Origin of the sequence: Balneola sp. (genome assembly GCA_002694685.1) — a bacterium.
GTDB lineage: Bacteria > Bacteroidota > Rhodothermia > Balneolales > Balneolaceae > Gracilimonas.
Genome location: NZMW01000001.1, coordinates 624,335 through 649,320, shown reverse-complemented (window position 1 = coordinate 649,320; position 24,986 = coordinate 624,335). Strand labels below are relative to the sequence as shown.

The 24,986-nt window shown below is 41.5% G+C and carries 26 protein-coding genes; 7 read left to right on the top strand and 19 right to left on the bottom strand.

The features are described 5' to 3' along the window. Window positions 1-2: 2 nt before the first annotated feature. The 6 genes from CL667_02825 to CL667_02800 form a co-directional block, all read right to left on the bottom strand. On the bottom strand, window positions 3-1,376 hold the full coding sequence (locus tag CL667_02825; protein MAL16621.1) for a carboxypeptidase: 1,374 nt from the start codon (window positions 1,374-1,376) through the stop codon (window positions 3-5). Window positions 1,377-1,486: 110 nt separating this feature from the next. Then, on the bottom strand, window positions 1,487-2,461 hold the full coding sequence (locus tag CL667_02820) for a hypothetical protein (GenBank protein ID MAL16620.1): 975 nt from the start codon (window positions 2,459-2,461) through the stop codon (window positions 1,487-1,489). 84 nt (window positions 2,462-2,545) lie between these two features. Continuing rightward, window positions 2,546-3,577, bottom strand: coding sequence for an HPr kinase/phosphorylase (locus tag CL667_02815; GenBank protein MAL16619.1), 1,032 nt, complete (start codon window positions 3,575-3,577; stop codon window positions 2,546-2,548). A gap of 8 nt (window positions 3,578-3,585) precedes the next feature. Continuing rightward, window positions 3,586-3,885 (bottom strand): ribosomal subunit interface protein, encoded by a 300-nt coding sequence (raiA, locus tag CL667_02810; GenBank protein MAL16618.1) that lies wholly within the window; start codon window positions 3,883-3,885, stop codon window positions 3,586-3,588. Window positions 3,886-3,917: 32 nt separating this feature from the next. After that, window positions 3,918-4,835 carry a tyrosine recombinase XerC gene (locus CL667_02805; GenBank protein ID MAL16617.1) on the bottom strand — a complete coding sequence of 306 codons (918 nt, stop codon included), beginning with the start codon at window positions 4,833-4,835 and terminating at the stop codon, window positions 3,918-3,920. Window positions 4,836-4,904: 69 nt separating this feature from the next. After that, complete coding sequence (locus CL667_02800) at window positions 4,905-6,050, bottom strand: hypothetical protein (protein MAL16616.1); 1,146 nt, start codon at window positions 6,048-6,050, stop codon at window positions 4,905-4,907. A 58-nt stretch (window positions 6,051-6,108) separates the two neighbouring features. On the opposite strand from CL667_02800, the gene CL667_02795 reads away from it, so the two are divergent. Then, entirely contained in the window at window positions 6,109-7,176 is a 1,068-nt protein-coding gene (locus tag CL667_02795) for a hypothetical protein (protein ID MAL16615.1), read from the top strand. A gap of 15 nt (window positions 7,177-7,191) precedes the next feature. Here the strand turns inward: CL667_02795 and CL667_02790 are convergent, their stop codons facing one another. Beyond that, window positions 7,192-7,857 (bottom strand): hypothetical protein, encoded by a 666-nt coding sequence (locus CL667_02790; GenBank protein MAL16614.1) that lies wholly within the window; start codon window positions 7,855-7,857, stop codon window positions 7,192-7,194. A 49-nt stretch (window positions 7,858-7,906) separates the two neighbouring features. Between CL667_02790 and CL667_02785 the strand changes: the two genes are divergently transcribed. Together CL667_02785 and CL667_02780 are read left to right on the top strand one after the other, a co-directional pair. Continuing rightward, the gene (locus tag CL667_02785; GenBank protein ID MAL16613.1) at window positions 7,907-8,566 is read left to right on the top strand and encodes a hypothetical protein; all 660 of its coding nucleotides are present in this window, start codon (window positions 7,907-7,909) and stop codon (window positions 8,564-8,566) included. Between the two features lie 338 nt (window positions 8,567-8,904). Then, window positions 8,905-9,576 carry a hypothetical protein gene (locus tag CL667_02780; GenBank protein MAL16612.1) on the top strand — a complete coding sequence of 224 codons (672 nt, stop codon included), beginning with the start codon at window positions 8,905-8,907 and terminating at the stop codon, window positions 9,574-9,576. A gap of 119 nt (window positions 9,577-9,695) precedes the next feature. Here CL667_02780 and CL667_02775 read toward each other — a convergent pair whose 3' ends face one another. Further along, window positions 9,696-10,565: a hypothetical protein gene (locus CL667_02775; protein MAL16611.1), complete on the bottom strand. Its 870-nt coding sequence runs from the start codon at window positions 10,563-10,565 to the stop codon at window positions 9,696-9,698. A 137-nt stretch (window positions 10,566-10,702) separates the two neighbouring features. Here CL667_02775 and CL667_02770 point away from each other — a divergent pair, with 137 nt between their 5' ends. Further along, window positions 10,703-11,953, top strand: coding sequence for a glycosyltransferase (locus CL667_02770; GenBank protein MAL16610.1), 1,251 nt, complete (start codon window positions 10,703-10,705; stop codon window positions 11,951-11,953). 89 nt (window positions 11,954-12,042) lie between these two features. Here the strand turns inward: CL667_02770 and CL667_02765 are convergent, their stop codons facing one another. Both CL667_02765 and CL667_02760 read right to left on the bottom strand, forming a co-directional pair. Then, entirely contained in the window at window positions 12,043-13,188 is a 1,146-nt protein-coding gene (locus CL667_02765; GenBank protein MAL16609.1) for an RNA methyltransferase, read from the bottom strand. 257 nt (window positions 13,189-13,445) lie between these two features. Next, window positions 13,446-13,877, bottom strand: a complete 432-nt coding sequence (locus CL667_02760; GenBank protein MAL16608.1) for a peptidylprolyl isomerase — start codon at window positions 13,875-13,877, stop codon at window positions 13,446-13,448. Between the two features lie 89 nt (window positions 13,878-13,966). Here CL667_02760 and CL667_02755 point away from each other — a divergent pair, with 89 nt between their 5' ends. Beyond that, entirely contained in the window at window positions 13,967-14,395 is a 429-nt protein-coding gene (locus tag CL667_02755) for a CoA-binding protein (protein ID MAL16607.1), read from the top strand. 19 nt (window positions 14,396-14,414) lie between these two features. Here CL667_02755 and CL667_02750 read toward each other — a convergent pair whose 3' ends face one another. The 3 genes from CL667_02750 to CL667_02740 form a co-directional block, all read right to left on the bottom strand. Continuing rightward, window positions 14,415-14,816: a four helix bundle protein gene (locus tag CL667_02750; GenBank protein MAL16606.1), complete on the bottom strand. Its 402-nt coding sequence runs from the start codon at window positions 14,814-14,816 to the stop codon at window positions 14,415-14,417. A gap of 98 nt (window positions 14,817-14,914) precedes the next feature. After that, window positions 14,915-15,403, bottom strand: coding sequence for a YajQ family cyclic di-GMP-binding protein (locus tag CL667_02745; protein ID MAL16605.1), 489 nt, complete (start codon window positions 15,401-15,403; stop codon window positions 14,915-14,917). A gap of 79 nt (window positions 15,404-15,482) precedes the next feature. Further along, the gene (locus CL667_02740) at window positions 15,483-16,187 is read right to left on the bottom strand and encodes a hypothetical protein (GenBank protein ID MAL16604.1); all 705 of its coding nucleotides are present in this window, start codon (window positions 16,185-16,187) and stop codon (window positions 15,483-15,485) included. A gap of 44 nt (window positions 16,188-16,231) precedes the next feature. On the opposite strand from CL667_02740, the gene CL667_02735 reads away from it, so the two are divergent. Further along, complete coding sequence (locus CL667_02735) at window positions 16,232-16,558, top strand: hypothetical protein (protein MAL16603.1); 327 nt, start codon at window positions 16,232-16,234, stop codon at window positions 16,556-16,558. Between the two features lie 94 nt (window positions 16,559-16,652). Continuing rightward, window positions 16,653-17,672, top strand: coding sequence for a Fe(3+) ABC transporter substrate-binding protein (locus CL667_02730; protein MAL16602.1), 1,020 nt, complete (start codon window positions 16,653-16,655; stop codon window positions 17,670-17,672). A 287-nt stretch (window positions 17,673-17,959) separates the two neighbouring features. Here the strand turns inward: CL667_02730 and CL667_02725 are convergent, their stop codons facing one another. The 6 genes from CL667_02725 to CL667_02700 form a co-directional block, all read right to left on the bottom strand. Continuing rightward, window positions 17,960-19,564, bottom strand: a complete 1,605-nt coding sequence (locus tag CL667_02725) for an iron ABC transporter permease (GenBank protein ID MAL16601.1) — start codon at window positions 19,562-19,564, stop codon at window positions 17,960-17,962. A gap of 109 nt (window positions 19,565-19,673) precedes the next feature. Next, window positions 19,674-21,125: an FAD-dependent oxidoreductase gene (locus tag CL667_02720; GenBank protein MAL16600.1), complete on the bottom strand. Its 1,452-nt coding sequence runs from the start codon at window positions 21,123-21,125 to the stop codon at window positions 19,674-19,676. A 4-nt stretch (window positions 21,126-21,129) separates the two neighbouring features. Then, window positions 21,130-22,800 (bottom strand): peptidase S8, encoded by a 1,671-nt coding sequence (locus tag CL667_02715; GenBank protein MAL16599.1) that lies wholly within the window; start codon window positions 22,798-22,800, stop codon window positions 21,130-21,132. 41 nt (window positions 22,801-22,841) lie between these two features. Beyond that, window positions 22,842-23,981 carry a DUF445 domain-containing protein gene (locus CL667_02710; GenBank protein MAL16598.1) on the bottom strand — a complete coding sequence of 380 codons (1,140 nt, stop codon included), beginning with the start codon at window positions 23,979-23,981 and terminating at the stop codon, window positions 22,842-22,844. Window positions 23,982-24,016: 35 nt separating this feature from the next. After that, window positions 24,017-24,388 carry an rRNA maturation RNase YbeY gene (ybeY, locus tag CL667_02705; GenBank protein MAL16597.1) on the bottom strand — a complete coding sequence of 124 codons (372 nt, stop codon included), beginning with the start codon at window positions 24,386-24,388 and terminating at the stop codon, window positions 24,017-24,019. A gap of 104 nt (window positions 24,389-24,492) precedes the next feature. After that, window positions 24,493-24,939 (bottom strand): hypothetical protein, encoded by a 447-nt coding sequence (locus tag CL667_02700; protein MAL16596.1) that lies wholly within the window; start codon window positions 24,937-24,939, stop codon window positions 24,493-24,495. Window positions 24,940-24,986: the final 47 nt, after the last annotated feature.

Below are 24,986 nucleotides of genomic sequence, written 5' to 3'. Positions count from 1 at the left end.
AGTTATTTGGGTAACCGTTCCTCAATATCAGCTACGGCGTAGGCGAAAACAGCCATGGTAGCCACGCACTCGTTAAAGTCTTCCTTATCTAATTTATCCATAGTATCTGCATCGGTGTGGTGGTACCAAAAATATTTAGAACCATCAACAGATAAGCCCATACCCGGAACACCATCCCGCATCAGTGGACCAATATCTGCACCGCCACCGCCTTTAGAGACTTCGCCAGACTCAATAACAGAGAGAGTCTCTCCAATTTCAGAAAGAATTTCATAAGCTTCATCGCTACCTGAGAACCCAAAACCAATAGGGTCGAAAACACCCGCATCAGATTCCATGGCAAGCACATGATTTCCTAAAGATTTCTCTTCTTCTTTTACCCAGCGGTGATATTCCTCAGCTCCGCGCAAACCATTTTCTTCATTGGTCCATAAAACAACACGAATGGTTCTTTTTGGTTTGATGCCAAGCTCATTCATTAACCGTACTGCTTCCCAGGCGGCTACACATCCTCCTCCATCATCCATCACACCCTGACCAACATCCCAAGAGTCAATATGTCCGCCAAGTACTATAATCTCTTCCGGATATTCTGTGCCTTTAATTTCAGCAATAACGTTTCTGGATTCGAAATCAGGCAGTGTCTCAGCCTGAATATTCAGGTTAATCTCAATCGTCTCGCCACGATCATACAACCTCTGAATTAACATGGCGTCTTCAACGGTGATTGCAGCATGAGGTATTTTTGGAACCTCATCATCGTAGTACATGGTACCCGTATGTGGGGTCTTCATAGAATAAGGACCTATTGAACGAATTATACTCGCCACGGCCCCGTGTCTTGCCGCCTCAATAGCTCCGTTTACGCGATACTGAACCGTTCTTCCATACGATGTGAATTCAGCGTTATAGAGAACAATTTTACCTTTCACCTGGTCTTTTACCTTTTCCAGTTCCTCAAAACTTTTTACGACTATCACTTCCGCTGAAATGCCATCTTTCGGAGTAGCCACCGTGCCACCGAGACTAAGCATCGGTAAATCTTTTTCTCTGGGAGAGAGTAAAGTTGCTGATTCTTCGCCCCGAACCCAATGCGGAACCATTACTGGTTGTGTCCAAACTTTATCAAACCCATCATCTTCCATAGTTTCAACAATCCAGTCGATGGCGTCTTCCAGATTTTGGGAACCACTGAACCGAGGACCAAAGGTATCGGCCATGTACGTTAGTCGCTCCCAGGCAAGATCACTTCCCATAGCCTTATTAATGAGATCCTGAGCATGTTGCCGATGTTCTACAGTAAGAGCAGATTGTGCAGTGATTTCAGAAGAAATAGCGAGTAACAAGAATAGCAGTAAAGTGAAGATGCGTTTCATGAGATGTGATTGGTTTTGAAGTGCACCAAATAAAGGGAAAAGCAAACTTTGATGCCACAAAAAAAGCTCCTCAAAATGGAGGAGCTTGTTATAAGAAATCGATCAGCTTATTAATCCAAAGAGTTTGTATTGGTTTCTGAAATCTCTTTGAACATTGCATATTCTTCCGGAGAAGTGTCAGCAAAGAGGTAGTAGATAGGATCTACAGGCTCACCTTTGAAATGAATTTCGTAGTGGAGGTGAGGACCTTCGGAAAGTCCAGAGTCTCCGGCCATTCCAATTTGTTGTCCCCGTTCTACCTTGCTTCCTTTTCTAATACCCTTAGGTAAACCAGACAAATGAGCGTATAGAGTTTCGTATCCAAAGCCATGATCGACAATAACGATTAAACCAAGTGTGCTTTGCCGTCCCGCATATTTAATGGTGCCATTACCTGTAGTGAAAACGGGATCACCAATATCGGCGCGGAAATCAAGTCCGTTATGCCGGCGATTATATTTAAGGATTGGATGATATCGAACGCCATAACCACTTAGTAGAATACCGGAGGTTGGTTTGATGGCCGGAATATGGCTCATCTTTTCTTTATTGACGTTGTACTGACTTTTAATTTCTTCAAAGCTCAATTTCTGGATACCAATTCGTCGTTCCAGATTATCAACTTTAGAGGCGGTCCATTTTAATAGTTCAGATGTGGACTCGTTATAAACATCAAATTCATCGTAAGGGTCGGAACCACCAACACCAGCTTGCCGCTCATCATAAGAAATCTCTTCCATCCCCAGTACGGAGCGATATACTTCGTTGTCTTTCTTAGCGATTTCAGTGATTTGATCATCTAACTGGATAAGAGCTCCTCGGGTACTTTCAAGCTGTTCGTACAGGGCTTCATTCTCAGCTTGGAGGGCAAGTTCTGCAGGAGTGCCGATGTATGTAGAGAGGAGGATAATTCCTATGCCGGTAAGAACGACACCGGATAAAATCCATATAGAAAGATTGTAAACAACTTGCTCAACGCGATTGTACTCGATGGGTACAAAGTCGCAGTTTGTTTCGTCGTAGTAGTAATGATTTTTTATTGACATATACTAACCTTGTTCAAAAACTTGTCAAAGATAATGAGCTAAACAGCACATTCAAAGAGTAAGACAGAACTCTAATGTTACACATTATTCAATGTCCCCTTCAAAATATTCGATGGCGCGCTTGGGAGACATATCCCTTCCTTTTGTCTTTTCGCCAATGCTTGATTTAATACGTTCTTGGAATGCTTTTGCGGGATCATAGCCATAATGTTTCAATAAATAATTCATGGCAATAACCTCTGCAATTACAGTAATATTTTTTCCAGGAGTAATAGGTAAGTGGATAAGAGGAATGTCTAAGCCAAGCACATTTACTGAATCATGATCCAGTCCTGTGCGTTCGACCTCCCGAGTCTCATCCCAAAGCGTAAGCTCCAAGACAACTTCCAGTCTCTTTTGATAGCGAATGGCACGGATTCCAAACATAGACATTACGTCTACTATGCCAAGGCCGCGTATCTCCATGAAGTGTTTACTCATTTCGGTGGCAGATGACATCAGTACATTATTCTTTTTGGTAAGCATAACTACATCATCAGCTACTAAACGATGACCACGTTCAACAAGGTCGAGAGCAACTTCACTCTTGCCGATACCTGATTTTCCAGCAACCAAAATTCCAATTCCATAGACATCCATCATTGAACCATGCACCATGGTTTGAACGGCAAACTGATCCTCCAAAAAATCACGAAGGAGGTACATAAACCGGGTGGTTTCATATGGGGTGGAATAGACGGGAATCCCGGCTTCCTTAGCAGCATTTAGCAAGTGCTCCGGGAGTTGGTTTCCATCTGTTAAAAAAATCACCGGTATTTCGAACTGGGTGATATTCCGAAAAGACTCCAGTTGTTTATCAGTACCCATATTCCCCAAAAACTGGGTTTCTGTATTTCCAATAATCTGGATGCGTTGATAAGTAAATAAGTTGATATAACCCGCAAGGGCCAATCCCGGACGGTGTAAATCCGCCTCAACGACATAACGGTCGCCAGCGCAGTTATCTGAAACACATGCATCAATGTTGATGTGAACGCGTTCACGCAATCTGCTTACTAAATAGGAAACAGAAATATGATCTTTGCGCGGGATTGGGTCTTGTGGATTAAAAGGCATGTGCGTGATTAGTGGGTTGCGTGCATTTTCTCTTTGTATTTCTTCAACTGCCGGCTAATAACTTCTACGGCGCTATGTAAAGCCTGCTCATAAGTTGTAGCAGATTCTTTAGCTTTTAATATCTTTCTGGGTACTTTTACAATAAGCTCAGCCTGTTGAGGATTTTCATCGGCCGGGGTAGGCTGTAAAATAATATCGCACATTACAATACGGTCATAAAACTGCTCCAATTTTTCTACACTATCGCGACTGTATTGCTGTAGGTCTGCACTTGCTTCAAAGTGACGTGCTGTGAATGTGGTTTTCATTTTGAACTCCTTAATTAATAATGAATGTTATTTTACGTTTTCGCTCTTGGGTGAGCCTGCTCATATACATTCTTCAGTCTTTCCATACTGGTGTGTGTATACACTTGCGTTGCAGCAAGGTTAGCGTGGCCCAAAAATTCTTTAATGATTCGTATGTCTGCACCATTGTCTAACATATGTGTCGCAAAACTATGGCGCAATACGTGAGGACTTTTTTGTGTGACCTCACTCGTTTTTTTTAGATAATCTTCAACCATATAGCGGACAGCTCGATCATACATGCGCTGACCGCTTGCTGCAATAAACAAAGCTTTTCTGGCATCACTGTCCGTACGTTGTCCGTACAACTCTGTTCTTTTTGTTCTGAACTCTTTCAAAATAGTTACCACTGTTTTGCCCAGTGGAATAATCCGTTGTTTATTTCCTTTCCCGTGAACCGTAACCTGATTTTGGTTAAGGTCGATGTCGGTCAAGTTCAACCCGGTTAGTTCGCTGAGACGCATCCCGGTTGCATAAAATAATTCAAGGATGGCTCGATCCTGTAATCCTCTAACCGTTTCTGTGTCCACGGCTTCCATCATTCTGGTGATATCTTCAACCGTGGCCGTTTTAGGTAAGGTCTGTTCCTTTTTGGGTACCACCAAAAGGTGAGCCGGATTTTTATCAATATGTCCACGCTTAAAACAGTACTTAAAGAAAGAACGCAGTGCGGCAACCTTTCGTGCGATAGATGTTTTAGCAAGACCTTGTTCGGATAAGTCGCCCAGCCAAAGCCTTATACTTAATCTTGTGATAAGAGATATATCAACCTGTTCTGGCTTTTGCTCGTTTACTTTAGCCGTGAAATCAAGAAAAGAGGAGAGGTCATTTTCATAAGAAATGATAGTATGTTCTGAAGCATTTCGTTCTACTCTAAGGTATTTCAGGTATTTGCTGATCAATGCTTTCATACATCCTAAATATGTCTATCAATGAGCAAAAATGAAAACGAATATTTTCGAATTCGGGATTAATTTTATTCAGACTTCACGCCCTTTCCAGGTTGCCTTTTTTCCGGTGAAATGATCCCATAGACAACGTATACCTAATACTTCATACCAAAGGATGGTTAAAGGTTGAAGCAGGCTTACAAAAGGATTCCAGCCAAACCTATAATCCATCAGCCAGCGCTGTATCAGGAATACACCTATGAGAGCAGCAGATAAGGTTTGAACAAATGAATTTCCAATGAAAAGAAAGATGACCGGAAGTATAAATGTGATGACTTGCATAGTCGCCATGAAAAGAAAGAGCGGTACATTTCGGCCAAAGCCAACAAAGAAGTTTTTTCGGAGTCCCTCGAAAATATCAGAATGATTTTGATACATCCGGCAGTTTACGGTGTCGACTCCATCATACATGGTAATTGACAGCCCGTTCCGCTTTATTGTTTTAGAGAGCTCAACATCTTCCACAATTTCTTGTTTCACGGAAGTATGTCCATCAATGGTTTCATAAGCGTTTTTTGTGAAGGCTATAAACTGTCCACATGCAGCTGCGAACTGAGGAGCCATCTTTTTTCTAAGATTCTGGGGCAACCATTTTGGGCTCTGCTCAACATATTTCGCAGGGAGGAGAGAATAGAGTCCATAATAAATCATGGGGATAATCAACTTTTCCCAAAAGGTTTCTACAGCTTGCTTGGGCCAAACGGTAATGGCATTTGAGTTTTGTAGGGCATGGATAGCCTTGCTGATCGCATGCTCTTCTAACCAAACATCGGCATCAATAAAAACTAAATACTCCCCACTGGCGTGTTTGCTTAGCTGATGGCAGGCCCATGGCTTTCCAAGCCATTCATCAGGCTTAGGCTTGCCTTTGAGGTGGTGCAGGTTGTTGATGATTCCTGAAAGCTCTTCCAGAATTTCTGTAGTTCCATCTGTTGAGTTATCATCCAGCACCAAAACTTCAAAATTGGGGTAATCTTGTTTAAGGGCATAAGTCACACACTGATCTATGACAGCCTCCTCGTTACGAGCCGGAATGCAAATACTGACCAATGGCGTTGCTTTTTCGGAAGTAAAATGTGGTTGATCAGACAGTGATTTAAACTCAAACCAATTCCTTGTAAATACAAAAAGAGTGAATCCAATGTAGCTGGCTGCTATGTAAAGAAAGATTTCCATGAACGAAAGTTAGTAAACAGAGCGTTGCCGTTCACCAACACGATTAGTTTATTTGAGTATGAATATATCTACAGATGAAAGGCACATAACTCCAGATTTCAAAAAGTCGTTCGGTGGCTATGAGTGGTGGTACTTTGATGGATTAAGTGCTGATGGAAACTTTGGTTATGTGATCATCTTCTATGAACATAATCCATTCTCAACGAGATACATTAACGACTTAGAGGCAGAAAAAGCCCTACAGGACGCATATCCCGCTATAAGCGTTTCTCTCTACAAAAATGGAAAGACCATCTACTACAGCTTTCTGGAATTTGATGAAGGGGAATTTTCCTGGGATAACAATAAACCTGAATTGAAGGTCGGTAACGATACTGTGCAGTACTCAGGTAAAGGGAATGAGTTCGAGTTCAATATAAAGCTAGATCAGAAGTTAGCATCTGGTCATTCTATAAAAGGAGAGATCAAAGGGCAGGGGAACAGAACAAAGCCGGATCTAATCACTTCCGAAAGTACAGACCGGCATATCTGGAATTTGATACAGCCACGAACTGATGTTTCTGTTTTTTTTGATGTGGATGGTATCCATGGGGAAGAGGAGTTTCGTTTTGAAGGTTCGGGATACCATGATCATAATACCGGGCATGAACCAATGAAAGAAAGTTTCCGGGATTGGTATTGGGGAAGGTACCATTTTGAAGACTTCACCTTTGTCTATTACCTCATGCAAAAGCACGAGCAAACTCAGTTTGAGGGATGGATGATAGACCGTGCAAATCAAAAGGTGATGGAGCATTTTAAAGAGGCAGATCTCGACTATTTTACGAGAAATTGGTTTGGCTTGAATTCTGCCCGGAAAATAGATTTAAAAGCAGGACAAGTATCAGTAAATATTCAATGTAAATCTAAAATAGATGATGGCCCTTTCTATCAGCGTTTCTTGGGTAATTCAATAATTAAGTACAACAGTCAAGTTCATGCAGCACATGGTATTTCAGAGTTTATATATCCCGAAAATATATACTCAAGAGTGTACTGGCCTCTGGTGCATATGCGACTCAGGTATATGGATGAGCAGCCACATTGGGTGCAAAAATCAAGGCTGATGTACCCGTGGACATGGTAACCTTAATTATTTAGGCTAAAATTGAGCTTCAAAGCCCTCTTCAGAGATTCCAGCTACAGCTCTTGTTTGGGTGTTAATTTGCTGAATATCTTCTTCAAATAATTTTGTTAATTCATTCCTGCTTAGTGATTTATCATGATTAACTGATTCTCCTATTGATAAATATAGCTCCGGTTTACTGCCATTCATGAAGTGGGCGTAAATATGAATGGGTACAAAGTCGACTTGCTCGGTTTTGGTGTAAATCCAGGCGAGCCCGTCTTTGAAATTTGGAGCTGATTCGGAGGGTGGAGTTATAGATCCTTCCGGGTAAATGAACAAAGATGAGTTGTCTCTTTCCATAGACTCAACCGCATAACGCAAAGAAGAAATAGAGGCTTTAGGATCTTCAAGGTTAATTGAAAAAGCTCCGATTTTACTGAAGAATGTATACTGTCTCATCTGTTTATCTTCCATCAAAGCCCGGGCTTTTTGCTTGAAGAAATTGCGATTCAGATAAAGCGGAATCAAGCCATCCCACCAAAGATTATGGTTTAAGAAATAAACCGTCTTGGAAGCCGAAGTGGGGTGATATCCCTGTTTCACCCATATTTGATTAAAACGTCTCTTTAGCGACCAGCGGGTATATTGGTCAAAAAACCAGATGAAAAAGCGAGATTCGTCGGCAGGTATGATATTCAATGCTTTCTTTTTTTGGTGATAATAGGGTGTTGTGCCTTATCTTTCAATCATGAAGAAGCACAGAGACCAATCGATCGTTCAAATAACGGATCCTAAGATAGAAGAATATGCACGTAAGATGACCACGCAGGAGTCTGAAAGCATAAAAGCTCTTGTTACGTCATCTAGTGAGGAATTAGAGTATATCGACATGCTGAGTGGAAATTTAGTAGGTCAGTTATTAAAAATGCTCGTGCGTATTAGTGGAGCTAAGCGAGTTTTGGAGATTGGTACATTTACGGGGTATTCAGCTCTGATGATTGCAGAAGCTTTGCCGGAGGGAGGGGAAGTCATTACTCTGGAAATGAATTTGTTGTATCAGGAGCTGGCTGAGGAGCATTTCAAGCGTTTTGATAAGGATCAGAAAATTAAATTACTAAAAGGTAACGCCCAGGATTTGGTAACTGAACTTGATGGAGAGTTTGATTTAGTATTCATGGATGCAGACAAGCTTAGCTACTCACTTTATTTTGAAAAGGTGTTGCCATTACTTAAGACAGGCGGGTTAATAGTGGTCGATAATGTATTGTGGGATGGCTTTGTCTTGGAGCCTAAGGACCATAAATCAATAGCATTGGATGCTTTCAATAAAGAAATAGCCTCAGATGAGCGGGTTGAACAGTTGATGCTTCCGATACGGGATGGAGTTACAATCATTCAAAAAAAATAGTGTGGGAACAATTCTTATTAGTGGGTTGAGAGCTAATTTTTTTTTATTGTGTGCCTAATAAGAGAGAGTTAATTGCGTTTAGCTTTTCACATATCTAAATCAATAAAATCGGGATAATGAGAAAATTCACCTTACTCATCAGCTGCTTTCTATTCACACTGATTGCACTTTTGATAACTGAGCCGGTCTTTGCACAGCAAGAAGTAAATACCTACCGCGTCGTAACGAAAGATGGAAATACTTTTATTGGGACTATTGTTTCTGAAAACGCTGAGGAAATAGTTTTGGACACTGAAAATCTTGGGGAAATCACCATACAGCGGAATAGAATTAGAAGCATGGAAGTCATTGATCCCAAGCATTTGAAGGAAGATGGTGATTACTGGTTTGAGAATCCCCATAGCACCCGCTATTTGTTTAGTACGAATGCAATCGGGTTGAAAAAAGGGGAAGGTTATTATCAGAATACCTGGGTTTTCTTCAATAACGTGAACTATGGTTTAACGAATAAATTCTCAATGGGAGCAGGTGTTATTCCGACATTTTTGTTTGGGACCGGAGCTACTCCGTTTTGGTTAATGCCTAAGGTTTCAATTCCTATAGCGAGTGATAAACTTCATGTTGCGGCCGGGGGGCTTTTTGGGACGGTTGTTGGAGAGGATGATTCCGGTTTTGGAATGGCTTATGGAGTGGTTACAGCCGGAAACCGGGACAATAACGTGTCTTTAGGAATTGGCTACGGCTATGCTGATGGAAATTGGTCTGATATCCCACTGATAAACCTAAACGGGATGTATAGGATTAATAAAAAACTCTACTTGATATCCGAAAATTACTTTGTCTCGTCTGGTGGTGAAACTGTAGGTTTATTGTCAGGATCTTTACGATGGGCGCCCGAGAACTTTGCTGTAGATTTTGGTTTAATCCGGCCATTTGTTGTTGGAGAAAGCATAGGCGGTGGATTTATTGGCGTGCCTTGGCTGGGAGTTGCAATACCCTTTGGTAAATAAAACCCAACTATTCTTAAATCTGGACAGTAAAGATGCTAGCTATATGCAGAACGAGCAGATGTAAATATCTGCTCGAGGCGGCATAACCATTCTTTGATTCATTCATTAGAGCGGTCTTTTTACAACTTCCTGAACCATTGCAGAAAAGGGAAGGGCATTGGTAATAGCTCTCCATCAGCAGCAACGGCTGCAAAACCAATTTGGAATGCTTTTTCCGGACTTGAGTGTAATCTTATTGCAGGGATTATCAATGCGGCCACCTCACTGTCTTCTGTTACTACAAAAGAGTCAAAAACCAAGCTTACACGCTCACTCACTCTATTAATGCCTGCCAGTGAAAACAGTGGCGACCCGCCGGAGCTTCCGGGTCCAAAGACGGCTCCATAACCAAGCGATAAGGATACATTCTTTTCGATACTTCCATAAGTGAAAGAGCCAAATGGAACCGCAATACCGTATTCAGGAGAAGCCCATGACCCTGTTCCCAATAGAGTTCCTACAGCTACACCTATTTTCTTATCATTAACGAGACTGTACTTTGCAGAGCCAACAATTGGTGAGCCAAACCAAGTGGTCATTAGTCCAACTCCAAAATTATCACTTACTCCAAATTGAATATCAGGGCCATATAAATTCCAAATAATGTAGTTATCACCCTTTGAGACGGCCTGGGCGTTCGTTGTTATATAATAACGAGTTGAGAAAGGACTGCTGGTTTTAAGTGAACCATCTTCATTTACCTCATCAGTACTTAGCTCTCTGATTTCTTTGATTTCGTGCTTTGGAATAGCAATTTCGCCAAGCTCCTTGGTGAGCAGCACTACTTCACGGGAATCCTGAGAGAGTATTTGCCCAATATATCTTGAACCGTCATTCTTAATTACCAGATATGTTGTGGTGTCAGTGTCTGTTTGAGCATTGATTTTATCTGTGAATCCAATCAGAAGTATTAGTGAAAGAAAGGCAACCCATAGTTTTGAAGATTTCATATTGTTTCCCTGATTAATTTGTTTGTACCGACTCAATAGACAGTATTTAGACTGCTGAATTTATTAACAGTAAATAAAACGGCGCATAAATGTCTTAAATTGTATGGTTAATAAAAATAGTCAGTTTATATTATTTCATGAGTAGTAGAGAGTTAAAGGTATTGATAATTGGGAAAGTCTGGCCGGAACCTGCTTCATCGGCAGCTGGCTCGAGAATGATTGAGCTTATCGATTTTTTCCAATCTGAGGGTTATGATATCACTTTTGCTGCTGCAGCCTCAAACAAAGAATTTTCTGTTGAGCTAAATGAGTTAGGTATTCAATCAGCTCAGATTAAGCTAAACAATTCCTCTTTTGATCATTTTGTAATTGAGCTAAATCCGGATATCGTTTTGTTTGATCGTTTTATGACCGAAGAACAATTTGGATGGCGCGTTACTGAATGTTGCCCGAATGCGTTAAAGATTTTGGATACCGAAGATCTCCACTGCCTAAGACTAGCCCGACAGCAAGCATGGAAAGAAGGGAGGGAGTTCAATCAATCAGATTTGTTTAACGATACGGCTAAGCGTGAAATTGCAAGTATTCTTCGATGCGACCTCTCGCTGATAATTTCGGAGTACGAAATGAAGTTACTTAAAGAAGTTTTTCGGATTGATGAACGCTTACTTTTGCACCTTCCATTCATGTTAGATAATATTAATGAGAATACTGTAAGAAACTGGACACCAATTGATAAACGTAATCACTTTATATCTATTGGTAACTTCTTACACGAACCCAATTGGAATGCCGTATTGTATTTGAAGGAAGAGATATGGCCTTTAATAAGGAAGGAAATCCCTGAAGCTGAACTGCACATTTATGGAGCCTATTCTTCTCAAAAAGTGGAGCAACTGCATAATCCAAAGCAAGGGTTTTTAGTAAAGGGGAGGGCAGAAGACGCAAAAGAGGTGGTAGGTAATTCGAGAGTTCTTTTAGCACCTTTGCGGTTCGGTGCCGGACTGAAAGGGAAGCTGATCGAAGCAATGCAGTGTGGCACGCCGAGTGTAACAACATCAATTGGAGCTGAGTCAATGCACGGTGACCTGACCTGGCCGGGTTTTATAGAAGACGATCCCAATCTGTTTGCTGAAAAAGCAATTGAGCTGTATCTGGATGACACAAAGTTGTTAGCAGCTCAAGAGAATGGTATCCAAATTATTAACCAGAGGTACAACAAAATGGTTTGGAGAAAGCACTTCAAGAAAGGAATTGATCAAGTTTTAGATAAACTTCAAAGCCATCGGCAACAGAACTTTATGGGATCTATCTTACAATACCATATGGCTGCAAGTACCAAGTTTATGAGCAAATGGATTGAGGAGAAGAACAGGATTACAGATTAGTAGGATGTGGGGATTTCACAGATAGCAAATATTCACTTTATGAATATTCTAAAAAAATCCCATCATCCTTAAATCCTCAAAATCTGTGATCAGTACAGCTCATATTCCAGTAAGCGGGCATCTATGGTAGAGTTATAAAACTCAATGCGTTGATTGGTTCGCAATCCTATTTTCTTGGCGAGATCGAAATTTCCGGTAAATACATATCCCCACCAACCGGTAGCCTCTTGTTTGAAATAATCACCGATTCCTTCATACACCGGCTCAAGATCTTTCTCGTTTCCAATACGATCTCCGTAAGGAGGGTTCAGCATAATTACGCCCGGATCTCCTTCGGGAATCTCGGTTTCGCTGAAATCACACTTTTTCACTTCAATAAGATGGTCTAAGCCGGCAGTTCGGGCATTTTTACGAGTAGCATCAACCGCTCTTACATCATAATCAGTAGCAATGATGCGTCCTTCAAAGTCTTTGTTAGCCTTATTCTTTAAATCTGACCTTAAATCGTTCCAGCGCTCTTCATCAAAGCCAAGTATATGCTTGATACCATAATTAGGCCTTAGCAAGCCTGGAGCTTTATTCAGAGCTTGTAGCGCGGCTTCAATAGCGATAGTCCCACTACCACACATCGGATTTATAAAATGATTTCCCGGTTTCCACTTACTCGCTAAAATCATAGATGCTGCGAGTGTTTCCTGCATTGGGGCTGTGCTGGTTTCAGTCCGGTAACCACGGCGCGAAATGGATTCTCCGGAAGTATCTAAATAAATCTGTGCTCTGTCATTCTTCCAAAACACAAAAACAACACTTTTATTCAGATTAGGTCCTGAATCAGGGCGGGTACCTGTTTTGTTTCTGATACGATCCACAATCGCATCTTTTACCTTCATATTGGCGAACTGGGTGTTGGTCACCGTTTTATTATTGATGAAGGAAGTAACACTTACATATCCATGCCGATCGATATAATCTTCCCATGGGATCTTCATCAGCTCATCATAAAGCTGATCTCCATTCTGCGGTCTGCAATCTTTGAGACGATAATGAACGCGATGTGCGGTTCTAAGGCTCAGATTCAACATCATGCAGTCATTCAGCGTGCCTTCGGTCTCAATCCCTGCGTGACGTACTTTGTGAATCGGAAATCCGAGATTAGTAAGCTCATCTTTAAGGTAAGGGGTGATGCGCTTTGGGCAGGTTATGGAAATGGTGCTTTTTTGAGAAAAATCGGCCATGGAAAAGGAATTTAGGTGTTTACTACTTGTCGTCCAGAGCGCTTAGAAGTTTTTACCGAATTAAGATGCAAAACGGAAAGGATCTCAAGGTTTAAAATTACTTGATTATTTAATTTTGAGATCCCTCGTGGTCAAACTCAGAAACCTTATCTGAATTAGTTCACTCGGGATGACAAAAGTAGAGGAAAATATTTCTTTATAAAAAAAATGGAGTCTCCCTTGCGAAAGACTCCATGTAATTTGATAGAAGGTCGGGATCAGTTTACGATCTCAACAAGCTCAATATCAAAAGTCAGGTCTTTACCTGCCAGAGGATGGTTTGCATCAATCGTGATGTTTTCCTCTTCTACTTTTGTAATCTGAACCGGAACGGGTTGTCCGTTTGGTTGATTTAATTGAAGTTGCATACCTACTTGTGGCTCAACATCTTCAGGAAGCTGGTCTTTTTCAATTGATAGCTCCAGATCTTCTCTTCGGTCGCCATAAGCATCGGCAGATTCAATATTGGCTGTGGTTTTATCTCCAACTGCTAAACCAACAACAGCCTTTTCAAAACCTGGGATCAATTTGCCTTCGCCCAATGTTACTTCAAGAGGGTCTCGGGATTCAGATGTGTCAAACACAGATCCGTCTTCTAATTTTCCAGTGTAATGGACTTTTACGGTGTCACCGTCTTTTACTTTAGACAAAATAAATAAGTTATTTTTAGTTTATAGTGATTAACTGCTTTAAGATAAGGATCTTTGAGTACAATTGACGGTAATGGAGACAGGTTTTAATGATTGAAACAATTAGTAATATCAATGAGGCCCTTTCAGAGGCTAAGGTAATAGCCATGATTGGCTGCTCACCGGATATGTATCGCACAAGTAACTACGCAGCAAAATTCCTGCAGGAGAAAGGCTACAGGGTGATTCCTGTAAATCCCAAAGCCGAGGAAATCTTTGGAGAGAAATGCTACAATAGCATAAATGATATCCCTGAAGACGTCCAAATAGATATGGTGAATGTGTTCCGAAACTCAGAATATGCAGCAGATGCTGTACAAGAAGTCGCTGACTGGAAAGAGAAGACGAGCCAAAACCCAATAGTGTGGACCCAGTTAGATGTATCATCACCGGAAGCCGAACAGATCGCAGAAGAAAATCAACTCCCTTACGTCCGCAACAAATGCATTATGGTAGAGTGGGATAGGTATTTTAAGTGATATGGTGATATGGTGGGAATTAGCTACCGTATTTTCTGTGATTTGATATCATACTTTGAAGTAGCCTGGCTATGGATGTGAGCATGATTATCCGTGTTTGAGCAGTTTCTTCACCTATGATATGTCTACTCTTGAAATACCAATCCCGTGCTTCTCTTGCTGAACCGAGTGCAATTTCACAAAACCGAGCCTTTTCCTTATTTGATAGCCTCGAATAACCCTCTACTATATTTGCACTTATAGATCCAACTGACCTATATAACTGATCTGCTAGGGCAAACCTTTTTTCAGCAATAATTGAGCTGGAATCTTTCCAACAGGCATCTGATAGAAAAAGGCCAAATCTATAAGCTTCGATTTTCCAGACTATATCATTCGTGATTTCTTTTGGAACTTTATTCTCCCACTCCTTAAATGTCATTTCTCAATATTAATTCTCATTTAAAGAGTAAGAGCAAATCGAGAAGAGATCCTTACAATATTTTCAAAAAAATCACCATATATAACCGCTTCACCGAATCACTTCATATTCACAAACTGGAGAGGAACACCCATATCTTTGGATTTCAGATGTTTGATAACAGCCTGTAAATCATCAATTTTCTTTCCATCAACGCGAACCTGATCGTCTTGGATGGCTGGATTTACCTTTGCTTTCAGGCTCTTAATCTCTTTCACGATTTTCTTAGCGGTTTCCCGGTCAATTCCTTCTTTCATCGCTATATCCATTTTTAGATGCCCCTGTGAAGTGCCCTGAGGATCGCCAAAATCCAGCACTTTTGGGCTAACTCCTCTCTTAATGAAATTCTTAATCAGCATATCTTTAACTGCTTCCATTTTCATGCTTTCAGCAGCCACTAAATGTATTCTATTTTCTTTGCTGTGAAATTCTACTTCGGTATGGAGTCCACGAAAGTCGTAGCGGGTACTAATTTCTTTTAGGGTGTTGTTGATGGCGTTATCAACTTCCTGTGTGTTAACTTTATTTACGATATCAAATGAGGCCATGGGAATTCAAAATTATTGATTCAAAATTTAAAATAGATTGGAACTGGTTGGTTAGCTGGAAATATCTTACTGTCAACTGTCAATCAATCTCTTCATACTCGTCAAATTCGTCTTTCTCGAGCTTTTCGGCAATCTTTTTTGAGAGCATTTTTTCAACGAACAATTCATCTTCATCAGGAATCATCGTTTTGAAGCTACGGATTTCATCATTCAGCTTATACTCAATTTCAATAATACCTTCGGAAAACCAGGAGTAGGTAAGGAAGTCATCCCAACTAATCTTTCGATCCAGAAGTACAAGCCCCTTTTTGCGTAACTCGGGTACTAAACGGATGGTAAAACTATAGGCTCCGATTGCGATAATTGATAGTCCGGAAGTGATACGGATCGGGGTGATGGGTAAATCCGAAAAAAGAGCCGTTCGTTGCAGTCCAAACAGGATCAAGCCAATCGTTACGATATTGGGGAAGATATCTGTCCAGAATGAGCGGTTCACATAAGTAATCTCGCCATAATTACTTTTCTGATTAAACTGTTGAATAGCGGCTCCCAGAAAAAATCCAAAGGAAGAGGCATACACATTTGCCATGAAGGCTCCCGCAACAGCCTCCGGAAAATATCCGATTCTATGGAGGAATTGGAGAATCAAAAAAACAATTAAAACACCCAAAAGGGTATAGGAAAGCTTTCTTGGGTTGATTTGATCAAGATATAAAAGGCGTTTATAACCGAGCCAACTACTTATTGATGCTACTACAAATGCTGATACAACTATCCAGAGCATTGATTAATTTTGGTTAGATTTTTAACACTGAAAAATAGGTTTTGATGGACGCAACTACAACGCCAACGGGCATCGAAGTTAGCAATAAAGAACAGGTTCTGGAAATATCATGGGAAGACGGACATACTTCTGTGTTTCCTTTGTATGGTCTGCGAAAAAACTGCCCTTGTGTAATGTGCCGGGGTGGACATGGAAGTATGGGAGATTTTGAACCGGAAGCTTTTCATGAAGAGAATCCTCCGAGGATCGAGATCCGAAATATCGAACAGGTAGGAAATCACGCTATTCAGATTACGTGGGGAGACGGGCATAACAGTGGAATGTACCAGTGGCAGACTCTTAGGCGGCTGGATCCTAAAGACCATGAATAAGTTTTTACGGATGGTTAAATATTTTATTTAGAATGCATCTAAATAAACCTTAGTTTTGGGTTGCTAACTAAAAAACTCACAAATCTATTTATTTATGAAATCGTCATTTCTATCGCTTGTAATTCTTGCGATGATTTTTGTTTCTTGTTCTACACAGGAAGAAGTAAACGTATATTCAGCCCGCCATTATGATACTGATCAGGCTTTGTATGCTGAATTCACCGAACAAACCGGAATAGAGGTAAACCTTATTGAAGGTGGTTCCGATGAACTTATCGAGCGTGTGAAAAGTGAAGGACTTAATTCCCCGGCTGATATCTTGATTACCGTAGATGCGGGTCGACTTTGGAGAGCTGAAGAAGCTGATATTCTTCAACCTTTTGAATCTGAAACCTTAGCAGAACGAATTCCATCTTCTTTCCGTCACCCAGAGGGCTTATGGATCGGTCTTTCAAAACGTGTTCGTGGGATTGTCGCAAATCCGGAGACCGTAGAGAACTATGAAGAACTCACGTATGAAGATTTAGCCGATCCTCGTTTTGAAGGCCGTGTTTGTATCCGTTCTTCCAATAATATCTATAATCAGTCACTGGTTGCTTCTATGATTGAGACCATCGGAGCTGAGGCTACGGAAGAATGGGCAGAAGGAATGGTTGCAAACTTTGCCCGTGACCCACAAGGCGGAGATCGCGACCAGATTCGCGGTGTTGCTGCCGGTGTTTGTGATGTAGCCGTTGCCAATCACTATTACCTGGCGGTTATGATTACCGGAAATGACGAGGCGGATAAAGAAGCTGCTTCGAAAGTAGAATTTGTATTTCCGAATCAGGGAGAAGATGGTAGAGGAGCTCACATCAACATCAGTGGAGCCGGAATTCTGGAAAACTCTCCTAACAAAGAAAACGCGATTAAATTTCTGGAATACTTAACCACTCCGGAAGCACAAGAGTATTTCATCGGTGGAAATAATGAATATCCAATCAACGATGATGCTGAGCTTGCTGAAGTTTTAGAGAGCTTTGGTGAGTTTAAGAGCGACGCTGTAAACGTATCTGCTCTGGGAAGAAATAACCCGGAAGCCATTCAAATTATGGACCGAGCCGGCTGGAAATAAACCGGCTGCGGAATAATGAATATTGAATAAGGAACATTGAATGTTGAAGTAAAGAGCTTCGATATTTGGTGTTCCTTTTTTTGCATCAGGTCTGAAGACCTTCGCTTGTTTATGACAGAATTTGATACTCGTTACGGTGCTCAGAAGCGGTGCTCAGAAGCGGTGCTCTGGAACCAGTATTACTAGTATTAATTCGGGTCAATAATAATGGTTCATAGCCGGATTCAATTTCAATAATATATGAGCAAAGGTCTTCAGACCTGCAGCTGCTTTATGTTTTGAAGAAACTACTGCGTTTCTGATTTCCGGGATTTAGCAATGGTTCGGCTGATGATGATAACCGGAATAATCCCTACTAGAACAATCATCAATGCCGCTCCGGCGGATTCTGCCAGTCGTTCATCAGAGGCATATCTATATACCTGGACGGCAAGCGTGTCGAAGTTAAAGGGGCGCACGATAAGAGTGGCAGGCAATTCCTTCATCACATCTACAAACACCAGTAAACCGGCAGTGAGAAGTCCTCCCGACATCATTGGGATGTGAATCCTTCTTAATACTTTGCCGAAGGTGTAACCCATTCCTCTGGCGGCTTCATCCATGTTTGGGGTGATTTTTTCCATGCTGGCTTCAACGCCTCCAAATGAAACTGAAAGAAAGCGAACCAGGTAGGCGAAAACCATGGCAAACATGGTTCCACTTAGAAGAAGTCCGGTTGAAAACCCTAGTTTATCTCTAAAAAAGGCGTCTATGGTATTATCAAAGAGGCCAAATGGAATTAAAACGCCAACTGCTATAACGGATCCGGGAATAGCATATCCCAAAGAACTGATTCGATTGAACAGTTTTACAGATTTGGTTGGATTAAGTCGAGCTGAATAAGCCATCACCAAAGCCAGTGTCACTGCCAGTATTCCTGTGATTGCTGAGACCGTAAATGAGTTGAGAGCTAATTCCAGAAATTTGAAATCCAGATAATTCAGATTGGAAAAAAACATCTCCAGTAATAAAATCACGGGGAGTATAAAGCCTAATAAAACGGGCAGAAAACAAGCTGTAAATGCTGTCCAGGCTTTCAAGCCGCCTAAATCAAAACGGTTGAGTCTTTTAAAGCGTGCAGAGTTGGATTTTTCATCACTGATTCTATTTCGGGACCACCGCTCTAAAATCAATAGAACAACAATAAAGGATAAAAGGAAAGCGGCAAGCTGAGCTGCTGCTGGACGTTCACCCAACCCAAACCAAGTTCGATAAATACCGGTAGTAAACGTTTGCACACCAAAATACTGAACTGTCCCGAAGTCGTTAAGGGTCTCCATGAGGGCGAGGGCAAGTCCTGCCGCTATACCCGGGCGGGCTACAGGTAAAGCCACTCTAAAAAAGCTTTGCCAGGTAGAATATCCCATTATCCGGCTGGCTTCAAGCAGATTGGTTGATTGAGATAGAAAAGAAGATCTCGCCAACATATACACATATGGATAGAAAGAGAGTGACATGATCAAAATAGCACCCTCGATAGACCTGATGTTAGGAAACGAATAAGTATCTATGCCTAAGCCAAAGAGATTTCTGATGGTGGTTTGAAAGGGCCCGGTAATATCCAGAAAATCGGTATAGATGTAAGCCATTAAATAGGCCGGAATTGCAAAAGGGAGGATAGAAGCCCATTCAAAAAAGCGCCGCCCCGGAAACTCACACATGGTAATAAGCCAGGCAGAAGAAACCCCAACCAATATCACCCCAAAAGTTACACCAGAAATTAAAAGCAGTGAGTTTTGGATGTAGTCACTAAGCACTGTTTCAGCAAGGTGACTCCAAATTTCTCCTGCAGGAGTAAAAATTGAGAATACGACCGTGAGTATTGGAATCGAAATCAGCAGTGCAATAGCCATGCTGAATAGCGTCCATTTGGGAGATTTTTGCTGGATTTTTTTGGAATCCGGCCGCAGATTTTGAATGGTCGTATGTAGCGATTTAAGCATGGTTTAAGATACGCTTATCTCAGCTTTTATCAGACGAAATTCCAAATTCATTTTTGAGTGCAGATTGAGCTGCATGGTAGCCACACATCCCATGAACGCCACCGCCCGGCGGGGTGGAAGAAGAACAAATGTACATTCCGTCTACCGGCATCTTATAAGGGTTCCACTTCAAAACTGGCCGACCAAAGAGTTGTTTGAAATACTGTGCACCACTATTGATATCACCGCCGATGTAGTTCGAATTATATTGCTCAAAACCCTGTGCGGTAATAGTATTCTTGCTGATAATGGTATCTTTGAAACCGGGAGCAAATCGCTCTATCTGATTTTCAATGACCTCGGTTCTGTCTTCTTTGGAGTCGTTAGGAACGTGGCAATAAGCCCAAAGGGTGTGCTTTCCTTCTGGGGCACGAGTGCCGTCAAATAGACTAGGCTGAGAAAGTAAAACATACGGTTTGTCGTGATGTTTACCTTTCCAAATAACGTCTTCACCTTCTGCCACTTCATCAAAAGTGCCACCAAGATGAAGAGTGCCGGCTTTTCTGCATTCCTCATTGGTCCATGGAACCGGTTCAGATAATGCCCAATCTACCTTACAGGCACCGGGCCCGTATTCAAAGGCATCGAGTTTCTCTTTGTATTTTTTTGGAATCCGATCACCGGCAATATTAGAAATTTGTTGAGGGGTCAAATCAAATAAAACTGTTTTTGCGGAAGGTATATCATCCAAAGAATCTACTTCATGATCTGTTTGGATAATCCCGCCATTTGCTTTCAGAAGCTCAGCCAAAGCATTTGTTATGGAAGCAGTACCGCCTTTGGCGATGGGCCACCCAACTGAGTGAGCTGAACTTCCTAAAACCAATCCAAATGAAGCGCTAAAAGCATTGGTGAGTGGCATGATACTGTGCGCCGCACAACCTGCAAACAACGCTTTAGCCTTTTCTGTCTTGAATAATGAATTTGTTAAATGCTTAGCAGAATACCGGCCATACCAACCAAACCGAGCCATCAATAGCGGATGCTTAGGTAGGCGCAGAGTTCCGAAAACATCCTTAGAGAGGTAATCCCAATGGTCAACAAACTCTCCATAAAGGCGTTTGTAGGCACGGCCATCTACTCCAAGACCATCCGCAGTTTTTTCAATTGATCGATGAGCGATGGCTGCACCTCCATGATCAAGAGGGTGGGCATAGGGAATTTCAGGGTGAATGAACTCTAGCCCATACTTATCTAATCCAAGAGAGTTTAAGTAAGGCGATCCTGCCGTTGTTGGAACTACAGCTGCACAGACATCATGCAGAAAACCCGGTTCCGTTAGTTCCTGTGTTCGGGTTCCGCCACCAATGGTCGGTTTAGCTTCTAATACTATGACTTTTAAACCCTCTTGAGATAGACGAACAGCTGCACTTAGTCCATTAGGACCTGAACCGATAACTACTGCGTCATATTGTGGGTTTGAGTCTGGCAATATTCTATTGTTGAGACCTTTCTTCGGCTAGTTTTAGAGCTTCATAGGCATTGATAATTCCGCCGGTAGAAGATAGTTGAGAAAAAGGAATGCCTTCCTGAGTTCCGGGCTTATAAACAACTTGATCAACTTTGGTTACCGTTTCTAAAATAATGCTCTTAACCTCAGTTGCAGATAGTTCAGGGTAATAAGACATAATTAAAGCTGCGACACCCGCAACTACCGGTGAAGCCATGCTTGTCCCGCTTTCCATTTTATATTCGTTATTGGGATAAGTAGAATAGACATCTACGCCCGGAGCAAAAATATCTACGTTTTCTTTGCCGTAGTTACTGAAACTAGCTACCAGCATGGAATCAGATTGCCAGGAAGAAGCTCCAACACGGAGGTAATTGGTCGCAAATCCACCGTCATCATAGTAACGGGTTGGGTATGAGTCAGTAGAATCAACATTTTCACTTCCATTTCCTGAACCTGAAATCATAAGTACCCCTACGCTATCGGCATAGCGAATCGCATCATCTACATAAAATTTTCGAGGGGAGTAGCCTTTTCCGAAACTCATGTTAATCACACGGGCTCCATTTTCTGCAGCGTAGCGAATAGCATTAGCTACATCTTTATCTCGTTCATCGCCGTCAGGGACGGTACGAAGAATCATAAGCTCGATATCAGCAATACCGGTGGCGCCAAGGTTGTTATCTCTGATGGCCCCAACAATTCCTGCAACGTGTGTTCCATGATCGCTGGTGGGACCGATTACATCATTATTTCCATAAAAACGGTTTCTGAGATCGTCATAATCATCGCCGACAATATCTCTTGGGTTGAAATCCGGATTTAATCCATAATTAGCTAAGCCCTGAAGGTGCTCGTAATATTCCTGAAGTTCACTGATATCAGACTCAGTAGCACCGTTATTCAAAAGGTAGCTCATGATTTGTTTGGCCTGTTGCATTTGCTGAGTATCACCTTCTGAAATTTGCAGGTCTTCGGTAGATACGGAATCGATGTTTGAGACATTCAGTGTTTGTTTGGCAAACAAAATAGCTTGTGCTGACTGCCCAACCTGATTTAGGTTCCTGTTATTCTGTTCTACTCTTCTGTTATAGGCTTCTTCTATTTCCTGATAATATTCGTATTCCTCCAGGTTCTCTTCCGAAACTGAATCTTTACTCATACCCATATACTTATTGCTCAGCTTGGAATAGAGACGGGTGAGCTCATAGGTGTCTTTATTAACGTGCGAGCCATCCGGGCCCCCAATGAAGTTCCAGCCATAAACATCATCTACGTAACCATTTCCATCATCGTCGGTTCTGTTTCCGGGGATTTCATCTTCATTCACCCAAACATTGGCTTCCAGATCCTCATGTTCGATATCTGTACCCGAATCAATGATAGCTACAATTACCTTTTCTCCAGGAGCCTTATCGGCTAATAGCTCTGCATAAGCTTTTTCTACACCGGTACCATAATAAGGCGTGGAATTGGCAGGAGTGAGATGCCAGGTTTCAGCAGCGGAAACAGCTTCTACTTCAGTCTCCGAATTCACCTCTGATTCAGTGTTTTCGGAAGTTGTTGTTTCTGTGGTTAAAGTAGATTTAGTTCCGGCACAGCTGATTGAAAAAAGTACCAGAAAAAGAAGGGTGAAGAGCTTCGAAAAGTGATTCATAAAAAAGTATCAGGTTATTTTATTTTGATAAATACCAACGTTTAAATGTTCTGTTTCATTCTATGTAGAACAATATCTGCAGCAACAGTTGAACCAATAATAACGGTTAAAACAACAAGACTGGCAACCGGCTCCCAAATAATAAAGCCCCCAAAAGTACCGAGAACGGCTCCTAAATACTGAATGTACTGGAGCTGATCATTACTGGCATTTTTGATGAGTTTTTCAAGCTTCTTTTCGTCGTATTGCCGCAGATTGTCTTCTACAAGCGCATGTACATCAAGCTGGTTGATAAGTTTGTACAAAAGATTAGTCACCAGCTCTTCAATTACAGCGCCATGCTCATCCAGTTTGTCCGGGAGTTCATCCAAAAAGACATCCATCTTATTCAATCCATTCTCAATGCCGGTTGGGAGTTTAATAAGAGCACTTTCAACTAAATCCTGCATCTCTTGACCTTTTAAAAAACTGTAGGCTTTGAGGGCAACTTTCTCGAATGAATTTTCATCGATGGCGTCATCAATTTGGCGGATAAGTTTTTGGGCTATAGAGGATCTTACTTCAGGATCTGCAATCATCTCATCCACATAGCTAACGACCAACGCCTTAAGGTTTTCCCTGAATTCCGGGTCATCGATAATATTCTTTACGTAAACGGTAGCCTTCTCCCGATACTTTGCAATAGCTCCGGATTCCTGAATCTTATGTTTTATTATTTCAGGATTGATAAGGTCTTCAGAAACTGCGCTTGCTAAACGATAGGCAATCCGGTCTTTCTGTGCGGGAATAAGTCCCTGACCTAATATTGGCCGTCGGTGGGTGGGACGAAAGAGCATAGTGATAGCCAGCCAGTTCGTCAAAAAACCAATCAGGCCACTTATGCTAATTATGCGAAGTAGTCCTTCAAAGGAAAAGGAGAGATCAAACAGAGTAGCCGACATTCCATTAAAGTCCCAAAAGAAAGAAACCCCAAATACGGCTAATAAAATATAGGGAACTATAAACAGCAAGTTCATTAACCAGCGATGTTCACTTACTTTCTTGGGAGGGATGCTTTGTTCCGATATGGTTTCCGGAACAGAAGAATGTTTATCTACTTGTGTACGAATTAGATCCCAAAGCTGGGTTCCGTATTGTTTACTCCGCTCTTTAATGATATTTGAATTTTCTTCTTTGTCCATCCGCTTTTTTTGTGAATGCTGTACGAAGAAACACCCTATTTGTTAGCTGCTTCTGCCAATGCTAAATATTTATTCTCGAGCTTGGTCATCGCTGCTTTTTCTTTATCTGATGTGTCTTCATATCCTGCAAGATGAAGGAGGCCGTGAATAAAAATTCGTTGAAATTCACGCTCCACAGGTTCTTTAAACTCAGCTGATTGTTCTATAATACGAGGAGCACAGCAGTACAGGGTTCCTTCAATGGCCGACTGATCATCTGATTCTTGCCCGTCATCATACCGAAATGAAATAATGTCGGTTACATAATACCGGTCGAGATGTTCTTTATTAATACGAACAATTTCTTCTTCACTCACAAAAACAATTTCAACAAGAGTAAAACTTATGCTTTCCTGGTCTGAGATCATGTTAAGAATTGACTCAGCCTTCTTTTGCCGAAGCGGAACTTTTACTTCACTCTCATTAAAAATTTGAAGGGGAGAAGGAGTTTCATTGCTCAAATCATAGACCTTTAAAAGGTGAAGTCGTCATCCATAGACTCTGTCAGAGAAAGGGCAATACCGCACATCATCAAGTCTTCAGGGAGTTGAGTGAAATCGCCACTAAGTATGGAATTATCTACGTTGGCATACAGGCTACACCCTGCTGTTTTTTCAACAATCAGGCCAGATGTTTTAGATCCTGACTTCCCGAAAAAGGTAACTTGCTGAAGCATTTCACTAGCCACAAAAGCAGTGCAGTTGTGGAGTTGAAGAAAGGTATTGTAGGCATACACCGATACCATGTTCATTTGCTCTTCATTGACGTCAAGCCCAAGGTGAATTTCCAGAGCCAATTTGCGGGGCTCTTCCTCATTTTTCACTTCGAAACGGAATACATCATTCCCAAGTGGTTTTGGAGTTGTTCCAAGGACTTTTCCTATGGCGTCAATATTTTCTTTAGTAAACTGATGAATCATAAGTAATAAATTAGTGTGCCCAAATATACGGCACCAGACAATAAGTT